The following is a 19,543-nucleotide window of genomic DNA, read 5'->3' on the forward strand; positions in this document are numbered from 1 at the left end:
TTCCTCTTTTCTTAATAAGCACTATTCGGTTTAATGATTATTTTGATGGTTTTAAGTATGATCCTTAAATCGTATAAAAAAGAGCGTTCACGAATATACTCCAAATCCAACTCCACCATTTTCTCAAACCCAACATTACTTCTCCCGCTCACCTGCCACAACCCTGTACACCCCGGTGTCACAAGCAATCGCTGTTTATCATACTCCGTATACTGCGCTACTTCCCTCGGCAGGGGTGGACGTGGACCCACTAGGCTCATGTCCCCTTTTAATACATTCCATAATTGCGGAAGCTCGTCAATGCTTGTCTTACGAATAAATTTTCCTATTTTCGTGACGCGTGGGTCGTTTTTCATTTTAAACATGGCACCGGACACTTCGTTATACTTCAGTAATTCTTTCAATCTCTCTTCCGCATCGGTCACCATCGAGCGAAATTTGTACATATAAAACTGTTTTCCGTCTTTTCCAACTCGTATTTGTTTAAAAAACACTGGACCTTTTGGGTCTTCTAGCTTTATGAGAACAGCGACAATAAGAAAGAGCCAAGATAACAAAATCAATCCGATCATGGCTCCGACAATATCCATTGTTCGTTTAGCAATTAAATAGCTTTTTCTATCGTTAACAATCACTTGTTGCGTATATCTTTGTTGGGCTTGTATACTAGCAACATTGCCTGATTGCGCCAACTTCCTTCATCCCCCTTTAACCTTTTATTCCTTCACTTTCGCTTCTTGCAATATCTTCTCCATAAACGGAATAAGCTGTTGTTTCAACTCTTCATCTTGCATCGCAAACTCAATCGTCGTCTGAATAAACCCAAGCTTCTCCCCGACATCATACCGCTTGCCTTCAAACTCATAAGCGAAGACGCGTTGAATTTCGTTTAGCTTTTGAATCGCATCGGTCAGTTGAATTTCCCCGCCCGCACCGGTTTCTTGTTTGTCAAGGAAAAGAAAAATCTCTGGCGTGAGTATGTACCGACCCATGATGGCTAAGTTCGATGGTGCAGTGCCTGGCGCTGGCTTTTCGACGAATTGTTTCACTTGATAGCGTCGTCCTTTTTTATCAAGTGGATCGATAATGCCGTATCGATGCGTTTCGTCATCAGCAACTTGTTTGACGCCGATGATCGAGCTATGCGTTTGTTCAAATTCGTTCATCAGCTGTTTTAAACAAGGGGTATCAGCTTGAACGATGTCGTCACCAAGCAACACCGCAAACGGTTCGTCGCCGATAAATTTGCGGGCACACCATACCGCATGACCTAATCCTTTTGGCTCCTTTTGGCGAATGTAATGAATATCGACCTTTGATGGTTCTTTCACTTTTTCTAGCAAGTCATGTTTATTGCTTTTTAATAATGCTTGTTCTAGTTCGAATGCATGATCGAAATGGTCTTCGATCGCGCGTTTTCCTTTTCCTGTGACGATAATGATGTCTTCAATGCCTGATTCAATCGCTTCTTCGACGATGTATTGAATCGTCGGTTTGTCCACGATTGGAAGCATTTCTTTCGGCATCGCTTTTGTCGCTGGTAAAAATCGTGTGCCGAGGCCAGCAGCTGGAATGATCGCTTTTCGTACTTTTTTCACATAGATCCCTCACTTCCTAAACTGTACACCCACGTACATGTTATATATGCACAACATATACGTCGATGTACAAAAAAATAGCTCCCATTGGGAGTTAGTTTGGTAGACGTGTTTTTAAATTTAAAATTTCTTTTTCATGTTCGATCATTTTATCAAACATTACGTCGGATCTACGTTGCAAATAAGCAACCGTCACATCCATTGATTTTTTTATGCTTGTCAAATCATTTAGCACTAATGCTTGGTTGTTTTTTGATATGCGTAACTCTTCGAGAATCTTCTCCTGTGTCTGTTCCATATTTCCAAGTGACTGTTTCATTTCGCCCATCTCATGTTCTAATTTTTGCTGACCGATTTGAAGTTGAGCCACATCCCGTTGCAACGCTTGCTGACCTGCTTGCAATTGTACTACATCCCGTTGCAACGCTTGCTGACCTGCTTGCAACTGTGCTACATCTTGTTGCAATGCTCGTTGGCCTGCTTGTAACTGTGCAACGTCTTGTTGTAATGCCTGCTGACCTGCTTGTAACTGTGCGACGTCCTGTTGTAACGCTTGTTGGCCTGCTTGTAACTGTGCGACGTCCTGTTGTAATGCTTGTTGACCTGCTTGCAGTTGTGCGACGTCTTGTTGTAATGCTTGCTGACCTGCTTGCAACTGTGCTACATCCTGTTGAATTTGGGTAACTGTGCTCTCTAATGCTCGCTGACCTACTTGTAGCTCTGCTACTTCTTGCTGAATTTGAGCAACACTCGCTTCTAATACTTTTTGACCACGTTGCAACTCTTGTTGTGTTTGTTCAACACGCTCCAATTGTTCATGAATCGGTTGCAGTTCTTCTTTTAACACAGAGCGAAGCAAAGCTTTTAATTCTTGGCTCATTCGTATCCCTCCTCTACCGTTTCTCTCATTATAACACGGCAAAAAAGAGACATAAACAAAAAACAAGGTTAGCATTGGGCATCTAACCCGTCCTCACACCGCACCATCGACGACAAGCGTCTAAGGTGGCAAGACCGTCATCGTCCCCACCCACAGCACGGCCGAGTGCCTCCGTTGATAACGGTAAGGAGACATCACCGAAACATGTAGACAACCGTCATTCGGTGTCCATCGAAAAAAGAAAGCTGATATCGACAAACGTGCGAAACCAGCAAGGCATAACTAATCTATACCACGTATTGGAAATATATAAAACTTAGAAAATACCTAAAAACTTTTTCTTCTTCATTCGCTCTGGCGCATCTTTATACAACGTCTCGTTTGCAACAAGCAGTTCGGCGTTTTCGCGGAAAACATATACTGCTTGCGAGCCGAACTGTTTTTGAATGACATCGTACGCTTCGCGCATATGGAATGCCCGCGAAGTTGTATTGTGCGCATCCGATGCGATTAAATGAGCTAAGTTCGCTTCGATGATTTGTAAGGAAAAATTCTTGATTTTTTTACCGAACTTACCAGCAATACTTCCTGCAGTCAGCTGTGTCAATGCTCCTTTTTTCACAAGGTCATATAGCTTCGTCGGATGTTCGATCAGCTCGCTATTTCGCTCAGGATGGGCGATAATAGGGACGAGACCTTGCAGCTGAATATCGAACAACAACTGCTCGGTGTAACGTGGAACGTGATTGCTTGGCAGCTCGATTAAAACGTATTTTGTTTCCGCAAGAGGTAAAATCTCACCTTCTCGGTAACCATCTAGCCATTCCCCATAAATGCGCACTTCTTGTCCCGGCAAAATGCTCAAGGGGATGTTTTTTTGTTGTAACACCTCATTCAACGCGGAAACACGGTCGATAATGGACGATTTATCGTTTTCAAACGCTCCATTGCGGTGATGAGGAGTTGCGATGATTGTCGTAATTCCCTCCGCAACCGCTGCTTTCGCCATTTCGATTGCCTCATCGAGCGTTTTCGCCCCGTCATCGACAGACGGTAAAATATGACTATGAATATCAATCATCACAAAACCCCCTCTACCTGTTATATCGACAAAAACATCGCCCTTTTCATATTTTTCGACAATTGTATTTCACATAATTTATAGTAACATAGGGAAAAAGTATCAATCAACAGGCATTTTTTGTCGAATTTTGTCTACTTGTTACCGTAGTAATAGTAATAGCTACTTTCTTTTTGCTTCTTTTGATTCAGCACGACACCGAGCAGCTTTCCTTTTGCATTAATGAGTAGTTCTTTCGCCTTTTGTGCAGCTTCAATTTCTGTCTTTCCGCTATGGACGACAAGAATCGTTCCATCGCATTGGTTCGCTAAAATTTGCGCATCCGTCACCGCAAGTACAGGCGGAGTATCAAATAAAACGAGGTCAAATTGCTTATACGCTTCTGCTAGTAGTTCTTCCATCGCAGAAGAACCGAGCAATTCGGCTGGATTTGGCGGAATAGGGCCGCTCGTTAAAACAAATAAATTGTCCACATCTGTCTCTTTGACAGCCGTTTGAAAAGGTGCTTGTTTCGTTAATACGTTCGTTACTCCGACATGATTGTCTTTACGGAACGTATAGTGCACGGTCGGTTTTCGCAAATCGGCATCGACTAATAACACTTTTTTCCCTTGTTGCGCAAACACGACAGCTAAGTTCGCAACAGTTGTCGATTTCCCCTCTGCCGGAGCAGAGGAAGTAACCATCAGCGAGCGAAGAGGGCGATCGACGACAGAAAATAAAATGTTCGTGCGAATCGTCCGGTATTGTTCAGAAATTGGTGACTTTGGATTCGTTTTTGTAATTAGTGAGCGCATCGTACGTGCGAACGTCTGTTTTTTCTTTTTAAGAACCAACCGTCTCACCCCGCATTTGTTTTTTTGCTCGCAATACGTGAGCATCATTTCCCTCTTCATCAATTGTCGTCACCGAACCTAGCACCGGCAACTGCAGCAATTTTTCTACATCTTGTTCATTTTTTATCGTGTTGTCTAAATATTCAAGCAAGAACGCTAAACCGACACCTGTCATCATGCCAACGACGAAAGCGATCGCCATGTTTAATAGCGGCTTTGGTTTGACTGGAACAGGTTGTTCTTTCACTTCCGCTTTCGCTAAAATGTTGACGTTATCGACGTTCATAATTTTCACAATCTCACGTTGAAATACGCTAGCTACCGTGTTGGCGATATCGGCCGCCATATACGGATCAGCATCTTCCACTGTGACGTTAACAACTTGTGAATCTTTTTCGCTTGTGACGTTAATTTTTTTATTTAACTCTTCAATCGGCATATTTAAATCTAGTTCTGTCTTCACCACATCTAAAATGGCTGGGCTTTTCATAATGACGTTATACGTATTAATAAGCTGCAAGTTCGTTTGAATTTCGCTAATGTTGTAAATCGGTTGTTCGTTTTTCGCTTGGTTGACGAGCAGTTGTGTTGATGCTTGATAAATCGGTGTTAACACAAAATAGCTGACGATGCCACTTGTCATCGTAGCAATCACCGTAATCGCAACAATAAGCCACATGCGTTTTCGCAACGTCTGAAATAGTTCTCGTAAGCTGATCGTCTCTTCCATAAAGTCCTCCTAAACACTCATTTTTCGACAAACATTCGACTAATTTCATTATAAATGGACAATCTATAATTCTCTACCCTTTTTTGTAAAAAAATTTACAAACAAAAAAACCAGCAGTTTCTTCTTCTGCCGGTTTAATGAATCATTTCGCTATCTTCACTTTCTTGTCCTAATACTCGCTTCGCTTCATTGATCATATCGTTCATTTCTTGCACCGTATACTCACGATTTGGCAACGGCTCGTCATATGCTTGATAATATAAAATTTCTGCGAGTTTCCGTTGTTTGATGGTCGCACGTCTCGTTAGCTTTTCTTTTTTTTTAATTCATGTTGCAGGCGTTCGATATGATATTTTGCTTCTAACTTACAGCCGTAAGGGAAATCGTCGATGCCGAGCCGTTCAACGAGACGGTTAATTTCTGCGATTTGGTCGTCTGTTGGAGGTTCATTGACGAGTTGGTTGATAATTTCGTTAATGCGGTCAGCAAGCTGTTCATGAAATTGCGGGTTTGTTTTCATCTTATCGTCTAATTCTACAAACCATGTCGCTTCATTGTATAAATAATGACGCCACTGTTCCATCAACGCTGCCGCATCGTATTTCGTTTCATCCCAATCAATCGTCGCCATATATCTTTCGAACACTTTTTTAATCGATAGCGTGATGTTCATTTTCAAGCGATGAGAAAGCTGTTTCAACATATATAAAAAACCCTCCATATCATTATCGTCAACCGTTAATGTACCATAAAAAAAGAATGTTGACAAAGTTGTTTTATAACTTTGTTACGTATTATAGGAAAGGAGGGAATAAAAAAACGCAAGAGGAAGCCTCTTACGTTTATTCATCCGTATTGTCTGCGTCATTCATATCTTCTGCATCTTCGACAGCGTCTTCTTCATCTGGCACAGCATCGTTTTCATCGTCGCCGACACCTTCGTTTGTGTCTTCGCCTGGCTGCATTTCTTCTTGGTTGTTCATATCGTTGTCTGTATCATCGTTATTGCAGCCTGTAACGACCATGACGGCGATGAGCGCGCTAATAAGCTTAAGTAGCCATAGTTTTTTCATTGCATATCTCCTTTCTTAGGCATATGTAATCACTTATAACATGCCCAGAAAAAAGGAACATATGCATTATTTTTTCTCACCTAAAGCAAACATGATTTCTGTTTCGCACACGAGCTCGCCGTCGACTGTGGCGATACCTTTTCCTTTCCCGATGGCGCCTTTAAAGCGAATCATTTCGACTTCTAAACGAAGTTGATCGCCTGGTTTCACTTGCTTTTTAAATCGACAGTTGTCAATTCCTGTGAAGAAAGCAAGACGTCCGCGGTTTTCCTCTTTCATTAACATCGCGACTGCCCCGACTTGCGCGAGTGCCTCAACGATTAGTACGCCAGGCATAACCGGATAGTTAGGGAAATGGCCGACGAAAAATTGTTCGTTTGCGCTCACGTTTTTTATGCCGACGGCGCGCTTTCCTTCTTCCACTTCAAGAATGCGGTCAACGAGCAAAAACGGATAACGGTGCGGAATGATTTGTTGAATGTGTTGAATATCAAGCATATGTTATTCCTCCTTTATAAAAAAACGGAAGGATCTCCCTTCCGTCGTTTGTTTTCAATGTATCACGTTTTGAAGTGGTCTGTCCACTATTGTTTTTCGATTAAATCGATCATATGTTGCCACGTCGATGGCTTTAGTGCATCAAATGGATTTCCCCCGCCAAGCACGCCGTAGCCAACCATCGCCCCCGCCAATGCGCTCATCGTAATGAAGCAAAGAACAAGGAGTAAACGAAGCCAAATCGGAATGAGACGGCGGCGCGGGCGGCGAAGTGAACGCTGTTCCGTTTGTTTTTCTTCCATCGTCTTCCCTCTCTATGAACGAATGCCGTTAATGAGCCCCATCATTTGATCGGATAATGTGATGGCGCGGGCGTTGAGTTGATACGAACGCTGGGTCATGATGAGTTCGCTCATTTCTGTCGCCAATTCAACGTTTGATTGTTCTAGGGCATATTGTTGTAATGAGATATCATTACGGTTGTTGCCTAATAAATTCATGGCCGCGTCCTCACGATTGACATCTGCCGGAAAGGCAAATCGGTTGTCGCCGAGCGCTTGCATAAGCTGCGGGCGCGTCACGTATGAAACACCGATGTTTACCGTTTGCATGATGTTTCCGTTTGGCGCAATAAATTGCATCGTGCCGTTTTGCGTCACTTGAATATCTTTAAATCCTTCCCGCACCGTAATCGGTTCGTTATTTTCATCTACGACGGCATAGCCATCTGCCGTCACAAGCATCAGTTCATCTGGATTGTTCCCCGACGGACTAAGGTAAAACGCACCGTCGCGCGTATATTGAATGTCGCCATCGACAGCGATGCGGAAAAATTGCCCTTCTTTCGTTAAAGCGAGGTCTAACGGGCGATCGGTTTTTACGATCGAACCTTGTTTCATTTGCATATACGTAGACGCTATTTTCGCCCCGACGCCGAGACGGATACCTGCCGGGGTGAGGCGCGATGCCTCATCTGTTTTTGGTAAGTTCGCAAACTGTTGAGCAAGCAATTCTCCAAAGATGGCATCGCGCTTTTTAAATCCCGTTGTATTGACGTTTGCGATATTATGGCTAATCGTATCGAGTTGTTGGTGAAGTTGGTTCATTGTGTTGGCAGCAGTAATCATTGACCGAAGCATCATTATCCCCCTACTTTAAGCGGCCGATTTCGTTTGCCGCTTTGTCCATACTTTTATCGTACGCTTGTAAAATTTTTTGGTTCGCTTCAAACGCTCGGTAAGCTGAAAGCATATCTGTCATCGCGCGAGATAAATCGACGTTCGAACGTTCAATATATTGTTGGCGAATCGTGTACGTTTGCGCTGGTGGAAGGGCGTTTTCTGACCGAAATAAACCGTTTCCTTCTTTCACGAGCGCTTGGACGTTTTGTGCATAAGCGATGCCAATGCGTGCAATCGCCTGTCCATCTTTTGTCATCGTGCCGTCTTCACGTACTGTAAACTGCTCATCGCCAACGACGATGCGGTTCCCGCTTTCATCAAGCACGTATAGGCCGTCCGTCGTCGTTAAAAATCCGTTTGCATCTATGGTGAAATGACCGTTTCGCGTATAACGAACGTCGCCTGCTTCGTTTTGTACGATAAAAAACGATGTGCCTGTCCCATCAACGATCGCCATATCGGTGCTATTTCCTGTTTCGCGTATATCCCCTTGAGCAAAGTTTGGCACAAGCTCTTGCACGTACACCCCTGTCGAGAGCGGACCAATATATGTACGATCTCGCCACGTCGGTTTTTTTTCAGTCGGAATCGTCGTTTGTTGAATGCGATGCATCAGCATATCTGGAAAAGCCCGTAATGACGCTTGATCAGCTTTGTAGCCTGGCGTATTGGCGTTTGCGATATTGTTCGTCATCATTTCGATGCGACGCTGTTGAGAAAGCATGCCGGAAGCCGCTGTATATAGTCCGCGAAACATAAAATTTCCTCCCTCATCGTTTTTACACTACTTCCATTATAAAAGAAAAGGGGGAAAAAAGCGAATAGGTACCATTTCCCAATGGCACCTACACGAGTTGACGATATGGAGCTTTATCGATGTTATCAAGCATTAATCCTGTGCCGATCGCGACGCAATCCATCGGATTTTCCGCGATAAAGACAGGCACTTTCAACTCTTGCGCAAGCAGTTGATCGATGCCATGAAGCAACGCACCGCCCCCTGTTAAGAAAATGCCTCGGTCGATAATGTCCGCCGATAGTTCAGGCGGTGTGCGCTCAAGGACGCTTTTCGCTGTTTGGACGATCGTATATACCGTTTCACGTAGCGCTTTTTCAATCTCTCCGGAGCGAATCGTAATCGTTCGCGGTAAGCCCGTCACTAAATCGCGGCCGCGAATGTCCATCGCTTCATCGCGCGCGTCTGGAAAGACAGTAGCGATGTTTATTTTAATTTCTTCCGCTGTTCGCTCACCGATTAATAGTTTATATTCTCGTTTAATATAACTTAAAATTTCTTGGTCAAATTTATCGCCCGCTACTTTAATTGATGCGGATGTGACAATGTCACCCATCGATAAAACGGCAACGTCTGTCGTGCCCCCACCGATGTCGATGACCATGTTTCCTGAAGGCTGGAAAATGTCCATTCCTGCACCGATGGCTGCCACTTTCGGCTCTTCTTCTAAATATACTTTTTTGCCGCCGCTTTTTTCTGCTGCTTCTTTAATCGCTTTTCGTTCGACAGATGTAATGTTTGTTGGGCAACAAATTAAAATGCGCGGCTTCGCAAACCATCCTTTTAAGTTGAGTTTGCTTAAAAAATGTTTTAGCATCGCTTCCGTAATGTCGAAGTCCGCAATGACGCCATCTTTCAATGGACGGATCGCAACAATATGCCCAGGCGTGCGCCCGACCATGCGCCGCGCTTCTTCCCCTACTGCTAACACCCGCTTCGTATGCTGGTCAATCGCCACGACGGAAGGTTCGTTTAATACAATGCCTTTTCCTTTGACATAAATCAACACGTTCGCCGTGCCGAGGTCGATGCCGATATCCCTTGCGAAAAACATATATGTTCCTCCTTGCCATTTCTCCTAATACATTATTCTACCACAATGATGTCGAAAAAAAGAGAACATTTTTGACAAGGGGAACGAGAAATTTACGTCGCTTGCTCGGTTTCTTTTTTATACTTTTTCTTCGTTGCTTCTCCTCCACGCAAATGGCGAATGGATTTATGGTAATCTAAAATTTCTTTTACTTCATTCGCTAATTCGGGGTTAATTTCCGGGAGCCGCTCCGTTAAGTCTTTATGCACGGTGCTTTTAGACACACCGAACTCTTTCGCGATGACGCGAACGGTTTTTCTCGTCTCCACGATATACTTGCCAATCTTGATTGTACGCTCTTTGATGTAATCGTGCACACTGCTCGCCCTCCCTAAGTTGGATGTGAGAAGTGTGAAATGAGACGTATAAGGCGTTGATCGCAGTGGCGTTTACTCGCTCATAACAAAGTCGTCAAGCTCATCTACTAATCGTTCATCTCACCTCAAACACCCTCGTTGTTCAAGTTTGTAATAGTGTATTAGGAAGGAAGAAAATATATGCCATAAAAAAGCGAACAGATGAGCATTTTGCCCATCTGTTCATGTTCTTGCCATTCCAATCGACGCATCTGGAACCGTGCTCGATGGATCGCTTTCTTGTTCATTTGTTTTGTTTTGATTTGTTTCTTGTTGTTCCGTTTGTTGTTCTTTCGCTTCTAATGCGCTAAGCGGTTGATCGAAGTAAGCAACAGGGTTGACCGCTTGCCCATCTTTCCGAATTTCAAAATGGACGTGGACGCCTGCTTCTTGATTAAACTCGTTTGTTCCTGCCTTCGCAATCACTTGTCCTTGTTTTACTGTATCACCTGTTTTCACTTGTACGTCTTTTAATGATTGATATACCGTTACGACACCACGATCATGTTGAATATGAACGACGTAACCGAAGAGTGGGTCTTTCTCTGCTTTAATGACCGTTCCGCTTAACGATGCGGTCACATCAAAGCTTTCGCCGTTTTTCATCGCGATGTCGACACCTTTGTTCGGATAATATTCATCATTATAAGAGACGAGAGCAGCTTCTTGTTCTTCAGCTGGTGCTTGAAAATCGTAAAATGGTTTAGCGATTTCAACAGCGTTTGGATCAAGGACAGGCATAGCAATTTGTTCGACCGCTTGTTGTACAGGAACAGATTCTTGTTCATTGACCGCTGTGCCCGGCTCCGTTTGCTCGTCGGCAGGCGGCTGGACGATATCGTTCGTTCTGCTTTGGAACCAAAGCACGCCTGTTAAAATGAGCGCGGCACTTAACAAATAAATAGAAGGAACAACCCAACGTTTACGGAACAACTTTGAAACTTTTTTGTTTTCTTCTTTCATGTTCATCACCTCAGCAACCATTGTGAACAGAAAGAAGAACATTTATACACATGAATACAAAAAAAATTTGCCGCTTCAAAATTTTGAAGCGACGAGCGAAACGTCTTGAATGCGTACCCCTTGGTAATAATATGTGACAATGTCTTTATACGTTTTTCCTTGCTTCGCTAAAAAGTTGGCGCCATATTGGCTCATGCCGACTCCGTGTCCATATCCTTTCGTTGTGATGACAATGTTGTTTCCTTGCCTTGTCCATGTAAAATCCGTTGATTTTAATTGCAGCTTTTCGCGCACTTCCCGTCCGGTCAGCTGCTTGCCATTGATGTCCACAAGGGCTACCCGCTTGCCTGGCGTGCGCGCCAGCACTTTGCCGACTGATCCGTCTTTTGGCAATTTGACACCGAGCCGCTGTTCAAATTCGCGAACAGAAAGCGTCACCTGTTCATAAAACTTCGGTGAGCGTTCATCCCACGGGCTTTCAACGCTCGTTAAGTAAGGAAAAGCGTTTTGCCAATACGCTTCTGAATTTTCCGTATAACCGTTGCTTGTGGAGAAAAACGCGGCTTCAATCGGCTCATTGTTGTACGTTAAAATTTGCCCGCGCGTTGCCTCGACCGCTTCTTTAATTTTTTTTATTTTCCATTCGTAACTGATTCCCCACATTTCTTTTAATTGCTCGTCGTTATAATACACTTGGTGCATAACCGTATCGGTCACGTTCGCTCCCTCGGGCAGATGGATCGGTTGGTTATGCATGAGTTGTTTCACGATATACGTTCTTGCAGTAAGCGCTTGAGCTTTTAACGCTTCCATTTCAAATTCTGCCGGCATTTCTGCCGCTACAACACCGACGACATATTGTTCAAGCGGAAGCCGTTCGACCTTTTTTTCTTTACTTCGGTATACAGCCACTTCCACCGTCGGTTCATCGCGCGCTTGAACGAGCTTCGGTTCGACAGGAAGGGGTGTGTTTTGCTTTTCCCCGAACGCTAAAACGACTAATGCCGGAATAAGTAAAATGAGTGTAAATAACGCAATGGTTGCGATCATCCATTGTCGCAAATGCCATCCCCCCTTTATCATTACTAAACTGTATGCAGGGGGACAAGCATATATGCAAAAACGACCATTAGCTTTTCGCAAACGGTCGTTTTTTTACATTATCCTACATCTGTCATTTGTCGTTGCACCGTGTCGATATCTTCGCGTACTCGTTCAATATCTGCCCCTAACGCGGCTAATTTTTCATGGAAACGTACGTAACCGCGATCTAAATGTTTCAACTCTGTTACGCGCGTATATCCTTCCGCCGCAAGTCCAGCTAAAATGAGCGCGGCAGCAGCGCGCAAATCAGTTGCGGCAACTTCTGCACCTTGCAAGTTGCATGGGCCGTTAATAATAACGGAACGCCCTTCAATTTTCATATCTGCATTCATACGGCGAAATTCTTCCACGTGCATAAAGCGGTTTTCAAATACCGTTTCTGTCACCATGCTTGTGCCTTCCGCCTTCATAAGCAGCGCCATCATTTGCGACTGCATATCGGTCGGAAAGCCGGGATGCGGCATTGTTTTCACGTCGACTGCTTTCAGTTTGTCTGGAGCGATGACGCGCAAACCGTTGTCTTCTTCAAGAATGGTGACACCCATTTCCTCCAGTTTCGCAATTAACGACGTTAAATGTTCAGGCACAGCCCCTTGCACGAGGACGTTTCCACCTGTGATCGCAGCGGCAATCATAAATGTTCCTGCTTCAATGCGATCAGGAATAACCGCGTGCTCTGCACCATATAATGTAGTGACACCGTCAATGCGAATCGTGCCCGTTCCAGCACCGCGCACTTTCGCACCCATCGCATTTAAAAAGTTCGCTAAGTCGACAATCTCAGGCTCTTTTGCGCAGTTTTCAATAATGGTTGTTCCTTCTGCCAAAACGGCAGCCATCATAATGTTTTCTGTCGCACCGACACTCGGGAAGTCTAAATAAATTTTTGCGCCGCGCAATTTTCCGTTCACTTCCGCGTCGATGAAACCGTTCCCGATTTTCACCGTCGCACCCATCGCTTCAAATCCTTTTAAATGTTGGTCAATTGGTCTTGACCCGATCGCACAGCCACCTGGCAGCGCGACGCGTGCGCGGCCTTTGCGCGCAAGCAATGGCCCCATCACTAATACAGATGCTCTCATTTTCCGTACATATTCAAATGGAGCTTCAATACTTAGCTCTCCAGATGCATCGACGACAATGCTGTTTTTGCCAACCGTCACGTCTGCTTGTAAGTGACGTAACACCTCACTAATCGTATATACATCGGAGAGTTCAGGTACATCGTAAATGACGCTTTTTCCTTCACTCGCTAATAATGTTGCGGCGATGACAGGCAACACAGCGTTTTTCGCACCTTCCACTTTCACTGTGCCGCTCAACCGCTTCCCGCCGCGGACGATGATTTTTTCCAAGGCATTCCCCTCCGCGTCCAAAGTCTCTATATTAATATTCAGCTGTTATGATTGGGGTGCCAATGACAACGGTCGTTCGCGCGCCCAATCCGTTTTGTCGTAATGCCAGTTGAAGATTCATTTGTTGTTGTCCGACAGAAAGTGACGTCTTCCACTGTTCAGTATATGCTGAGACGGAGACAAATGTCTCTTCACGTAATGATTCAATCGGTTGCGCTTGAAAGGAAGCAAGCAAGCGAACCGCTTTGTCAAACAAAACACCTTTCATCTTACCATCGAATTCCCCTGTAATACAAGTGAAAAATATAGGTTTTACGAATAATTTTGTCGTTTGTCGGACGAGCGTGCGTTCGAGTTGTTTATTCCACGTTGAACCGGTTGCTTCATACAAAATAATGACTGCGGGATGATGAGCGACCGTGATGAGTTGAATCGTTTCAACGTAAGCGGAGGTTTCACGTTTGCCAATCATCTTGTGCGGTTCAACTGTCCAATGGAAAGAGGACCATGTTCTCACGTGTTGTTGGATCCAGTTGTGAGGGTCTTTTGTAAGCACTTGCTCTTTGGCGTAGACGTTCCATCGTTTGAGGTAAATATGATGGTCTTGAAATACGCCGAGCATGTCGTTTATTTTCGTTATTTCTCTTTCGACACGTTCATCATCATACATTCGATAACCACTTAATAACAAACAAAAAATAACGAGTACCAACCATTTTTTTCTCATCTCTTTCCCTTCCTCTCCTTAGCATTTATTGTTGCCAGATCGGAAGGGAACATACGTGAAAAAAATCGACAACGCTCGCGCTTAAAATAAAAATGGCAATTGACGCGACCAACGTAAATAGTCTAGAAAGAAATGGCTCACTAATGAGCCGATCGCAATCGTCAATAGCACGTAAAATACGCGCGCTTGAATAATGCGGTTCGGCTTGAAAATGACTTCTAATCTGACCGCTTGCAACGTCCACCACGTTACGGTAATAAAAAACAAATGAGATAATAAGCTAATTAACGCTTCTTGTCCAAATACGTCCATATGTACTCCTCCTTTCACATAAAAAAATGGAAGGGAACACCCCTTCCATTATACGTCCTACTGAAGAAAATCGCTAAAATGTTCAAATGGTACAAGAAAGTCATAGGCGATGTTTGGAAACACCCCTAAAGCGACGGTGCCGATGACACAAATCGCTACAACGGCGACGATGCCAGGCGGCCATTGTAACGGGCGCGCATCTTCCACCGGACGGAAAAACATTTGAACGAAAATACCAAAATAATATACGTACGAAACGACCGTCGTTGCTATCATGACCGATGCGAGCACATAATGAGCAGGCTCGACGATAAACGCCCCAAGAAAAATGTTTACTTTCCCAATAAATCCAGCCGTTCCTGGAATGCCTGAAAGCGAGAGTAAAAAGATCGTCATCGCAACAGCCATAAGCGGCGAGCGTCGATATAAGCCAGCAAATATGCTAATGTCTTCGTCATCGTGATGGTGAGAAACGACTTGCAAAATCGCAAACGCGCCGATCGTCATAAACAAATACGCCAATAAGTAAAACCAAATCGCTTCAAACATAAACATCGATAAGCTTGCGAAAGCAACGAGCACGTATCCCGCATGTGCGATGCTCGAATACGCCAGCATGCGTTTGACGTTGCGCTGGCGTAGCGCAATCGTATTGCCGATAATCATCGTTGCTCCTGCTAAAAAAGCGATATACGGCGCAAGCGTTATAAGCATGGAATTCGAACTGTCCGTCGGTATTTGAGCAAATACAGAAACGATGAGGCGCAGCACGATGACAAATCCCGCTGTTTTCGATACGACGCTTAAAAAGGAAACAACTGGCGTCGTTGCGCCTTGATATACGTCTGGCGCCCACATATGAAACGGAGCAGCCGCCAATTTAAACGACAAACCGATAAACGTAAGCAAAAAGGCAAGCGATAAAATGTATTGGTGATTCCCGTCATACGTACTTGCGAGTTGCCGAGCAATTTCTTTTATATTTGTCGATCCGGTAAAGCCAAATATGTAGCTCATCCCGAACAACGTAATGGCTGTTGCAATGCTTCCTGTAATGACATATTTTAGCGCAGCTTCATTCGCTAACGTATGTTTTTTCCGAATCGCAACAAGAATATAAGAAGAAATGGACAGCAGTTCAAGACCAACAAACAGCGTAATAAGATCCCCACTCGACGCCATCATCATCGCACCGAGAAGAGCCGTTAAAAATAAGTAATAAAATTCGCCACGATACGCGATGCGCTCATTCGGTTCGTAATGAATCGCAAGAAGTAAAACGAGCGCACTACCGATAAGCAATAATGCTTTAAACGATTTCGCAAACGAATCAAGGCGGAACGTATCGCCTAGAATCGATGTGACATCACTCGTCCATAACCCAAGCAGCGAAACGAACGAAACGGCGACGCCAACGAAAGCGAACAACCCAAGCAGGCGCCGGTTGCGATCTTCGGGCATAAATAGGTCGATGAGCGAGAGCGCAACCGCCACGCCGAGAATAATAAATTCCGGCATCATGACGCCCCACTGATAACTAAGTAATGTTTCGAAATCCATCTCATCAACCCCCTAACCCGTTCATCATCGTTTCAATCGTCGTTTGCAGCGGCATCGCCAACACGTTCGGATATACCCCGATGAGAACAATAAGCAACAGTAAACTAACCGCTGGTACCCATTCAGTACCACATAAATCGGAGACGTTTGTCACCTTTGTTTGCCCAAATGTCATACCGAGGACAGCACGTAATAAATACACAGCTGTCATAATCATTCCGAGCGTACCGATCGCTGCTAATAAAGGCTCTGCTTGAAAAGCTCCAACAAACGCCATAAACTCGCTAATAAATCCTGACGTTCCCGGCAAGCCGAGCGAAGCCATCGCTCCAGCAAGAATAAATCCTGACGCATACGGCATCGTTTTCGCCATTCCGCCTAAACGGGCGAGCGTCGTCGTGCGCGTCCGCTCGTACATGACCCCAACGAAAAAGAATAAAAACGCCGCGATAAATCCGTGTGACACCGCTTGGAAAATCGCCCCTTGTATTCCCGCTTCGTTAAGAGATCCAAGACCGATCAATACAATGCCCATATGCGATACACTTGAGTAAGCAAGAACCATTTTAAAATCGGTTTGTCTAAATGCTAAAAACGCACCGTACAACAAATTGACAACCCCTAAAACGATGAGCCATGTCGAAAATTGTTGGAATTGCCCGGGAAATAATCCGAGGGCGAGACGAACGAGACCAAAAGCACCAATTTTTAACAAAACTCCTGCATGCAGCATCACGACAGACGGCGGCGCTTGTACGTGCACGCGCAACATCCAACGATGGAGCGGCACGATCGGCAATTTGACCCCAAATGCGACAAGCAAGGCGATAAACAATCCGTAACGAAGATCGTCGGAAATTGGCGAAATCGTTTGTGCCATCGGATCCGTTAATATGTGGCGCAGCTCAGCGATATTCGATGTGCCAGTGCGCGCAAACAAAATAGCGATCACAATTAATAAAACGGCTGAACCGAGCCCGTTATAAATTAAATAGCTATACGCTGCTTTTTCTTTTTCGAAATAGCCCCATTTTCCGATTAAGAAAAACATCGGAATGAGCGTCAATTCGAAAAAGATGAAAAAGAGCACAAGGTTGCTTGCGGCAAACACGCCGAGCATGCCGATTTCAAGCAATAAAAACAGTTGAAAATATCCTTTCCATTCTTTTTGAATGGACATGGAAGCAAGCGCAGCGAGCGTTGCTAAAATGGTTGTTAGCACGATCATGACGAGCGCAAAACCGTCGACGTGCAGTTCGTACGCCACCGTAAAATCCGTTTCCCTTAAAAACGGAAAATCGCCAAATCGAATCCATGAACGCTTTTCTGTCAGCTGGCTTATATCATACCCGTTTTGATATTGCCAAAACGCAAACAACGACAAACATAACGATGGCAACGTTGCCAACACGCCAAGCCATTTCATCGCTTTTTCTTGCTCTTTCGGAATAAAGGAAAGAACGAGTATACCTAAAAGCGGGGAGAAAATTAAGAGCGATAAAAAGTATGGCTGCATTATAAATACCCCCCTGTCACCGCAAAAATGACGACGAGAATCGCTAAAGCAACGATCGTCACTGTGCCATACATTTGCACTTGACCGTTTTGTAGGCGCGAACCGATTCGTCCGATACCGCGCGTAGCTGCTGCAAGCGACCGAGCTATTCCTTCGACGAGGAAACGGTCGATGTATTCAAACAGCAAGCTGATGAATGCGGTCGCACGAATGACAGTCAGTCCGTAAAACTCGTCAACGTAATATTTATTCATAAGCACGTTGTACGTTATCGGAAAACGTGACGATAGCCAGTCGCGAGCAATCGCCTGTTTGCCATATATGAGCCATGCAAGCACAATGCCGCATAATGAAACGATTGTCGCAACAATCATAATCCAGCCCGGTCCTTCCATATGTGCATGCCAGCTCGTTCCTTCCGTCAACCATTCGCCTAAAAACGCTCCCCACGGTGTTTGGACGTAGCCAGAAACGACAGCAAGCACGCCGAGCACAATCATCGGAAGCACCATAACCATTGGCGATTCGTGAACGTCGTGGAAGCCCGTTCGCGCTTCTCCTGCAAATACAAGGAAAAATAAGCGGAACATATAAAACGCTGTGAAAAAGGCAGCGATAACAGCGACAACGAATAAACCGACATGCCCATGCGTCCACGCCGCAATTAAAATTTCGTCTTTGCTAAAAAAGCCTGAGAAAAACGGAAATCCGCTAATAGCTAACGTTCCGATGAGAAAGAGCGGAGCGGTCCATTTCATCTTTTTCCATAATCCGCCCATTTGTTCAATGTTTTGCGTATGCACCGCATGAATGACGCTACCTGCCGCTAAAAAGAGGAGCGCTTTAAAAAATGCATGCGTCATCAAATGAAAGATGCCTGCGACATATCCAGCTGAACCGAGCGCCAACATCATGTAGCCGAGCTGGCTGACTGTAGAATACGCGAGCACACGTTTAATGTCTGTTTGTACTAAGCCGATAGACGCTGCAAAAATAGCGGTAAATCCACCGACGTAAGCGACGGTCGTCATTGCAACTTCACTTGCTTCATAAAGCGGGAACAACGCCGCCACTAAATATACCCCAGCCGCAACCATTGTCGCTGCGTGAATTAATGCGGATACAGGCGTTGGACCTTCCATCGCATCCGGAAGCCACGTATGAAGCGGAAATTGACCTGATTTTCCGATCGCACCGATAAAAATGAGAATGGCGCTTAACGTAATGATTGTCGTTGAAACATCCCCTTGTTGTAACGCAGCAAAAATAGCCTCATATTCAAAACTTTTTACTTCAAGGAACAATAAAATCATGCCGATCAATAAGCCAATATCCCCGATGCGCGTCATAATAAACGCTTTTTTCGCCGCAGCTTTTGCTTCTTCTTTGTAAAAATAAAATCCGATTAGTAAGAACGAGCCGAGACCGACAAGCTCCCAAAACATGTACGTTTGTAATAAGTTAGGCGATATGACGAGCCCAAGCATCGCAAAAGTAAATAAGCCTAAATATGCATAAAACACCGGAAAGCGCTCATCACCATGCATATATCCTTTCGCATACGTATGTACGAGAAAACTAACAAGCGACACAACAACGAGCATGAGTGCGTTTAACGCATTCACTTCAAAACCGACCGTCAATTGCACATTCCCGATCGTAAGCCATGTGTATGCTTGTTTGTATGTTGGCGCCGTCCATCGCTCGTATAACACTCCGAGCGCATATACGAGCGAAATAAACGTCAACAACATCCCTACATACGCGCTTCGTTCTTTTAACTGCTTGCCGACCACAAGCAGCACAACAAACGATACGAACGGAAAAAGCGGTATGAGCCATGCGTTTTCCATCATCGTTCAATCATCCCCTTTTTCAGGTGCG

General features: G+C 44.6%; 22 protein-coding genes. All 22 read right to left on the reverse strand.

What is annotated here, in order from left to right:
* Nucleotides 1-11: 11 nt before the first annotated feature.
* Nucleotides 12-665 carry a sugar transferase gene (locus ACPF7I_RS13640; protein ID WP_430746026.1) on the reverse strand — a complete coding sequence of 218 codons (654 nt, stop codon included), beginning with the start codon at nt 663-665 and terminating at the stop codon, nt 12-14.
* Between the two features lie 51 nt (nt 666-716).
* Entirely contained in the window at nt 717-1,598 is an 882-nt protein-coding gene (gene galU, locus ACPF7I_RS13645) for a UTP--glucose-1-phosphate uridylyltransferase GalU (protein WP_430745698.1), read from the reverse strand.
* A gap of 94 nt (nt 1,599-1,692) precedes the next feature.
* Nucleotides 1,693-2,478: a hypothetical protein gene (locus ACPF7I_RS13650; protein WP_430745696.1), complete on the reverse strand. Its 786-nt coding sequence runs from the start codon at nt 2,476-2,478 to the stop codon at nt 1,693-1,695.
* 316 nt (nt 2,479-2,794) lie between these two features.
* Entirely contained in the window at nt 2,795-3,559 is a 765-nt protein-coding gene (locus tag ACPF7I_RS13655; RefSeq protein WP_430745694.1) for a tyrosine-protein phosphatase, read from the reverse strand.
* A gap of 134 nt (nt 3,560-3,693) precedes the next feature.
* On the reverse strand, nt 3,694-4,356 hold the full coding sequence (locus ACPF7I_RS13660; protein ID WP_430746025.1) for a CpsD/CapB family tyrosine-protein kinase: 663 nt from the start codon (nt 4,354-4,356) through the stop codon (nt 3,694-3,696).
* A gap of 28 nt (nt 4,357-4,384) precedes the next feature.
* Complete coding sequence (locus ACPF7I_RS13665; protein WP_430745693.1) at nt 4,385-5,125, reverse strand: YveK family protein; 741 nt, start codon at nt 5,123-5,125, stop codon at nt 4,385-4,387.
* Between the two features lie 304 nt (nt 5,126-5,429).
* Nucleotides 5,430-5,828, reverse strand: coding sequence for a hypothetical protein (locus ACPF7I_RS13670; protein WP_430745692.1), 399 nt, complete (start codon nt 5,826-5,828; stop codon nt 5,430-5,432).
* A 139-nt stretch (nt 5,829-5,967) separates the two neighbouring features.
* Nucleotides 5,968-6,198 (reverse strand): hypothetical protein, encoded by a 231-nt coding sequence (locus tag ACPF7I_RS13675; RefSeq protein ID WP_003396952.1) that lies wholly within the window; start codon nt 6,196-6,198, stop codon nt 5,968-5,970.
* Between the two features lie 66 nt (nt 6,199-6,264).
* Nucleotides 6,265-6,696, reverse strand: coding sequence for a 3-hydroxyacyl-ACP dehydratase FabZ (gene fabZ / locus ACPF7I_RS13680; RefSeq protein WP_430745690.1), 432 nt, complete (start codon nt 6,694-6,696; stop codon nt 6,265-6,267).
* An 86-nt stretch (nt 6,697-6,782) separates the two neighbouring features.
* Complete coding sequence (locus tag ACPF7I_RS13685) at nt 6,783-6,998, reverse strand: DNA-directed RNA polymerase subunit beta (RefSeq protein ID WP_430745689.1); 216 nt, start codon at nt 6,996-6,998, stop codon at nt 6,783-6,785.
* A gap of 12 nt (nt 6,999-7,010) precedes the next feature.
* A complete protein-coding gene (locus tag ACPF7I_RS13690; RefSeq protein ID WP_430746024.1) occupies nt 7,011-7,835 on the reverse strand; it encodes a flagellar hook-basal body protein in 825 nt (274 codons plus the stop codon).
* 10 nt (nt 7,836-7,845) lie between these two features.
* Nucleotides 7,846-8,634, reverse strand: coding sequence for a flagellar basal-body rod protein FlgF (gene flgF / locus ACPF7I_RS13695; protein WP_430745687.1), 789 nt, complete (start codon nt 8,632-8,634; stop codon nt 7,846-7,848).
* Between the two features lie 88 nt (nt 8,635-8,722).
* Complete coding sequence (locus ACPF7I_RS13700; RefSeq protein WP_430745686.1) at nt 8,723-9,727, reverse strand: rod shape-determining protein; 1,005 nt, start codon at nt 9,725-9,727, stop codon at nt 8,723-8,725.
* A gap of 92 nt (nt 9,728-9,819) precedes the next feature.
* A complete protein-coding gene (gene spoIIID / locus ACPF7I_RS13705; protein WP_003396966.1) occupies nt 9,820-10,083 on the reverse strand; it encodes a sporulation transcriptional regulator SpoIIID in 264 nt (87 codons plus the stop codon).
* A 222-nt stretch (nt 10,084-10,305) separates the two neighbouring features.
* Entirely contained in the window at nt 10,306-11,085 is a 780-nt protein-coding gene (locus tag ACPF7I_RS13710) for a peptidoglycan DD-metalloendopeptidase family protein (protein ID WP_430745684.1), read from the reverse strand.
* A gap of 75 nt (nt 11,086-11,160) precedes the next feature.
* Nucleotides 11,161-12,147: a stage II sporulation protein D gene (gene spoIID / locus ACPF7I_RS13715; RefSeq protein WP_430745682.1), complete on the reverse strand. Its 987-nt coding sequence runs from the start codon at nt 12,145-12,147 to the stop codon at nt 11,161-11,163.
* 98 nt (nt 12,148-12,245) lie between these two features.
* Nucleotides 12,246-13,544, reverse strand: coding sequence for a UDP-N-acetylglucosamine 1-carboxyvinyltransferase (gene murA / locus ACPF7I_RS13720; protein ID WP_430745680.1), 1,299 nt, complete (start codon nt 13,542-13,544; stop codon nt 12,246-12,248).
* A gap of 31 nt (nt 13,545-13,575) precedes the next feature.
* Nucleotides 13,576-14,271, reverse strand: coding sequence for a YwmB family TATA-box binding protein (locus tag ACPF7I_RS13725; protein WP_430745679.1), 696 nt, complete (start codon nt 14,269-14,271; stop codon nt 13,576-13,578).
* Nucleotides 14,272-14,352: 81 nt separating this feature from the next.
* Complete coding sequence (locus ACPF7I_RS13730; protein ID WP_219985425.1) at nt 14,353-14,583, reverse strand: DUF1146 family protein; 231 nt, start codon at nt 14,581-14,583, stop codon at nt 14,353-14,355.
* Between the two features lie 57 nt (nt 14,584-14,640).
* On the reverse strand, nt 14,641-16,143 hold the full coding sequence (nuoN, locus tag ACPF7I_RS13735; protein ID WP_430745677.1) for an NADH-quinone oxidoreductase subunit NuoN: 1,503 nt from the start codon (nt 16,141-16,143) through the stop codon (nt 14,641-14,643).
* Between the two features lie 4 nt (nt 16,144-16,147).
* On the reverse strand, nt 16,148-17,659 hold the full coding sequence (locus tag ACPF7I_RS13740; RefSeq protein ID WP_430745676.1) for an NADH-quinone oxidoreductase subunit M: 1,512 nt from the start codon (nt 17,657-17,659) through the stop codon (nt 16,148-16,150).
* On the reverse strand, nt 17,659-19,515 hold the full coding sequence (gene nuoL, locus ACPF7I_RS13745) for an NADH-quinone oxidoreductase subunit L (RefSeq protein WP_430745675.1): 1,857 nt from the start codon (nt 19,513-19,515) through the stop codon (nt 17,659-17,661). The genes ACPF7I_RS13740 and nuoL overlap by 1 nt, the downstream gene beginning before the upstream one ends.
* Nucleotides 19,516-19,543: the final 28 nt, after the last annotated feature.

This window comes from Anoxybacillus dikiliensis, from assembly GCF_050613275.1.
In the GTDB taxonomy this organism is placed as follows: Bacteria; Bacillota; Bacilli; order Bacillales; family Anoxybacillaceae; genus Anoxybacillus.

Excerpts from the sequence above, each read along its gene's own strand:
- ACPF7I_RS13650 (WP_430745696.1), bottom strand. The coding sequence starts at position 2,478 with ATGAGCCAAGAATTAAAAGCTTTGCTTCGCTCTGTGTTAAAAGAAGAA.
- ACPF7I_RS13655 (WP_430745694.1), bottom strand. The coding sequence starts at position 3,559 with ATGATTGATATTCATAGTCATATTTTACCGTCTGTCGATGACGGGGCG.
- ACPF7I_RS13660 (WP_430746025.1), bottom strand. The coding sequence starts at position 4,356 with ATGCGCTCACTAATTACAAAAACGAATCCAAAGTCACCAATTTCTGAA.
- ACPF7I_RS13665 (WP_430745693.1), bottom strand. The coding sequence starts at position 5,125 with ATGGAAGAGACGATCAGCTTACGAGAACTATTTCAGACGTTGCGAAAA.
- ACPF7I_RS13670 (WP_430745692.1), bottom strand. The coding sequence starts at position 5,828 with ATGTTGAAACAGCTTTCTCATCGCTTGAAAATGAACATCACGCTATCG.
- ACPF7I_RS13675 (WP_003396952.1), bottom strand. The coding sequence starts at position 6,198 with ATGAAAAAACTATGGCTACTTAAGCTTATTAGCGCGCTCATCGCCGTC.
- fabZ (WP_430745690.1), bottom strand. The coding sequence starts at position 6,696 with ATGCTTGATATTCAACACATTCAACAAATCATTCCGCACCGTTATCCG.
- ACPF7I_RS13685 (WP_430745689.1), bottom strand. The coding sequence starts at position 6,998 with ATGGAAGAAAAACAAACGGAACAGCGTTCACTTCGCCGCCCGCGCCGC.
- ACPF7I_RS13690 (WP_430746024.1), bottom strand. The coding sequence starts at position 7,835 with ATGCTTCGGTCAATGATTACTGCTGCCAACACAATGAACCAACTTCAC.
- flgF (WP_430745687.1), bottom strand. The coding sequence starts at position 8,634 with ATGTTTCGCGGACTATATACAGCGGCTTCCGGCATGCTTTCTCAACAG.
- ACPF7I_RS13700 (WP_430745686.1), bottom strand. The coding sequence starts at position 9,727 with ATGTTTTTCGCAAGGGATATCGGCATCGACCTCGGCACGGCGAACGTG.
- ACPF7I_RS13710 (WP_430745684.1), bottom strand. The coding sequence starts at position 11,085 with ATGAAAGAAGAAAACAAAAAAGTTTCAAAGTTGTTCCGTAAACGTTGG.
- ACPF7I_RS13725 (WP_430745679.1), bottom strand. The coding sequence starts at position 14,271 with ATGAGAAAAAAATGGTTGGTACTCGTTATTTTTTGTTTGTTATTAAGT.
- ACPF7I_RS13730 (WP_219985425.1), bottom strand. The coding sequence starts at position 14,583 with ATGGACGTATTTGGACAAGAAGCGTTAATTAGCTTATTATCTCATTTG.
- nuoN (WP_430745677.1), bottom strand. The coding sequence starts at position 16,143 with ATGGATTTCGAAACATTACTTAGTTATCAGTGGGGCGTCATGATGCCG.
- ACPF7I_RS13740 (WP_430745676.1), bottom strand. The coding sequence starts at position 17,659 with ATGCAGCCATACTTTTTATCGCTCTTAATTTTCTCCCCGCTTTTAGGT.
- nuoL (WP_430745675.1), bottom strand. The coding sequence starts at position 19,515 with ATGATGGAAAACGCATGGCTCATACCGCTTTTTCCGTTCGTATCGTTT.